Origin of the sequence: Methylocaldum sp. (assembly GCF_039794385.1) — a bacterium.
Classification (GTDB): Bacteria; Pseudomonadota; Gammaproteobacteria; order Methylococcales; family Methylococcaceae; genus Methylocaldum.
Map to the genome: position 1 here is coordinate 1 of NZ_JBDIVO010000444.1, position 3,245 is coordinate 3,245.

General features: G+C 63.3%; 3 protein-coding genes. All 3 read right to left on the reverse strand.

Annotated features, from left to right (window positions below; translation table 11 throughout):
* Positions 1 to 570, reverse strand: a 570-nt coding sequence (locus ABJK70_RS22420; RefSeq protein ID WP_347259185.1) for a DUF4350 domain-containing protein, incomplete at its 3' end; no start/stop codon positions are given.
* Between the two features lie 3 nt (positions 571 to 573).
* Complete coding sequence (locus ABJK70_RS22425) at positions 574 to 2,079, reverse strand: hypothetical protein (RefSeq protein ID WP_347259186.1); 1,506 nt, start codon at positions 2,077 to 2,079, stop codon at positions 574 to 576.
* Entirely contained in the window at positions 2,069 to 3,076 is a 1,008-nt protein-coding gene (locus ABJK70_RS22430) for a stage II sporulation protein M (RefSeq protein ID WP_347259187.1), read from the reverse strand. Before ABJK70_RS22430 ends, ABJK70_RS22425 begins: the two co-directional genes overlap by 11 nt.
* Positions 3,077 to 3,245 lie beyond the last annotated feature (169 nt).

Sequence of the window (3,245 nt, forward strand, 5' to 3'; positions counted from 1 at the left end):
CTCCGCGCCGTCTTCCTCCGTAGCGGCGGTTTTCTTGGGCTCGATCTTCGGGGGCTCGTACCATCCGATCCCCAGACGCTTCAGGATGGGGTCGTCGACTTGGCGGTATTCCGCCGCAACGATCAAATAGCCGCCGCGGCTCACCCAATCGAACAGAGCGTCGGCGCGGCGCGCATTGACGTAGATGCGGCGGCCGCGATCCAGCAGCAACACCCCGCCCGGCGTCAGCTCATCCAATACCAGAGCATTGCTGACCCGTACCGCCGGCCGCCCGAGCCGCCCCATGAGACGGTCGAAAGCCAGATAAGGATCGCGCCGAGCCTCCTTGCCCGGTTTCTCCCAAGTCGTGACCGGTACGTAATCGAAGTTGGAAAAAAACCAGGCGGCGCTCAGCGCGACCAGCACCAGAACCCCCGTCGAACTCCAGATCACCGTTCGGCTCAGAGGTAGTGAAAAAACCGTCGCGAGCGGTCCGAGTCCGCGCCGAGAAGCGGAGGCGTACAAGGGGGTACGTTGAGCATCGCAGGCGCGGACTTGGGTCGCGCAGTAGGTTTTTTTACTGCCTCTCATATATTAGTCCGCGAAGTGATCAGACCAGCGGTCGCAGAGATCGGCGAGTTGCGGCACGGGCGGCGCGGCATGGGCGTAAGCCGCGAGCTTCCAGGCCAGCAACAGCTCGGCGAAATAACGCTCGCCGGCCGCATCGATTCGCCCCCGTATCCGGTCCAGGCAGTTGCCTTCGGTATCCCCCGGGCGGAAGTCGACATAAGCGCGATGAATCAAAGAAACCAGCGCCCCGCGATAAAGCAGCGACAGTGCGGCGGCATATTCCCCCGCCTCAAGGTGCCGTCTCGCAGCGGAGACGAGGTCCGCCGGCAGCGAATCCGGCCGCACGTCCAAGCCGAACAGGGTTTCCGGAACGCTGCGGACGGCGGGACTCCGGATCAGCCATCTCTCGCGATAGCGATAAAGCAAAACGATCAGGCCCGCGGTCAGTACGGCGGCTGCGACAAAGCTGAGGCTTCGGATCGCCTTCGCCATCCACTCGGCAAACGTCTTCAACAGCTCCAGCGCACCGGAATCGTCCGATGGCGATTCGCTCTCCGAATCGCGGTAGCGCCACGTCCAATCCTGAATTTCCCGGCCGAATACCGGATCGGCCAATACTTCCCGAATCGCCCGTTCCGCTTCGCCGGTCTCGGCGACGCTCGCGGGAGGCTGGTCCGCGAAGACCTCACGGGGAGCTTGAAACCAGAACAGGCCGGCGAAGAAAAGACACGCCATCATCAGGGCCGCTTTCCGTGGAGTCTCCTCCCGCCCTTCCGATTCCGCCTCGATGCGCCGGCTCAGACGGCGAAAACCCAGCTCGATGTCCCAGCCTTCGAGTTCGTTGCGGCGATTGAGATACAGCGTGAAGCCGGCGGCGACGTAGAACGGCTCGATCAAAGTCTCCCCCGCCAGATACGCGAGGTCGGACAGCACCAAGAGCCAGGCGTCCGACTCGCCGTGAAAAAGAGCCGCCCAGTCGAAAAGCGGCTCGATCTCCCGCGGCCGAAACAGTTCGATCGAAAGGATCAGCGAAATCTGGAGAAATGCCGAGAAATGCGCACAGAGATAGGTGAGCCACACCGCGCATCCGCGCGTCTTGCTATCGAGCGCCCGGCGCCGAGCCGCCGCCGCTCGCCCGCGCTGGCCCTCCAGTTGCGCGATTGGAAGATGAAACGAACGGGCCAGGCTGAAACGCCCTAGGGTCAGCCCCATGAGCAAGCCGGAATTCCGGATGAGCCCCGGCAGCGACCGCCAAATCTCCCGCGTGCTCGGCGCCCGTCCGAACGAGGCTTCCGCGTAGACCTTCAACAGTATTCGATCGAACAGCGGCTTGAACCACCACACGCTGATCGCGGCAACGGCGGGCCACTGCCACAGGAGAAGAAACACGATCAGAGCGAACGGCACCATGGTGGCGAACCAGGCACGATAAACCGGCCGATGCCAGTGCCGCAGCACAACCAATCCCAGATCCAGGGCCTCCCAGGGCGTGCGTCGGCGGAGATCCAGACAGAGGCGCTCAAGCTGCACGGCGGCTTCGTCCGACGAGAGAAAAATAGGCCAGCAGCGAGAGCCAGAATGCCATCCCGACGCCGTATTTGAGCTCCACGGGAAGAGTTCGGATCGGCGACCAGAACGCTTCCACGAAAGCGGCGCAAAAAGTCAGTCCGGCCGCTGCGTAAAGGAGATGCACCGCCCGCTGCGCCGCCCGCTTGACCGCATCGGCGCGGCGGAGTCTCCCCGGCGCAATCAGGGCCAGTCCGATTTTCAGGCCGGCCGCACCGGAGAGTACGGCGCCTATCAGTTCCGGCGCGCTATGCCCCGCGACGAAGCCCCAAAACGTCTCGATATAGCCGACTTGCGTCAGATGCCCCGCCACCGCGCCGATCACCAGCCCGTTATAAATCAGGAAAAATACGCTCCCGAGGCCGAAAGCGATGCCCCCTGCAAAGCACTGGAAGTCGATGCGCACATTGTTGGCAATGTAGAACCCCAGCATCATCACGTCGTCGGACGCATCCCGAGGCCGCCCCAGCCGTTCCGCCGTCGGGGCGTACATTTCTTCCACGGAACCCACCGTTTCCGGTGAGAGCAGGAAATACACGCCGTCCGGATAAAACTGAAGCACGGCGAGAGAGAGAAACAAAGGCAGGAAAAACAGCGCCGCCGAAGCCCAGACCAGCCTGGCCTCGCTCCGGACCAGAACCGGCAAATCGTGCAACACGAAACGAAGCCACCGGCCTCCCCCCGCCCTGCGGGCGCCATAAATGCGCTGATGGACCGCCAAGACCCGATCGCGCAGCGCATCGAGCAGAGGCTCCGAATAGCGGCGGTCCCGCGCCAGGGATAAATCCCGGCACAGCCCCCGAAACTGACGCGGCAAACTCTCCACCGTGATCGCCGCCAGCCCCGGCTCGGCACCCGAAGCATCGCTCCGCTCCCCCCTTCCGCGAAGCCCGCCCGCCAGCCACCGATCCCACGCGTCCCAATCCGCTCGCCGCGTTTCGATGAATTGATATTCCTTCACATCCCGGTCCGAAAAGATTTGAAGGCTTAGTTTAGTCCAGGCGGGCGATCTTGGCCGCCGACCATGCTCGTTCCCAAGCTCCCGCTTGGGAGCCCCGCATCGGAAGCTCCGGCTTCCACTCGTCCCCGAAAATGAACGACTAAACTCAAACCCATGCCCCGAAGCCGCT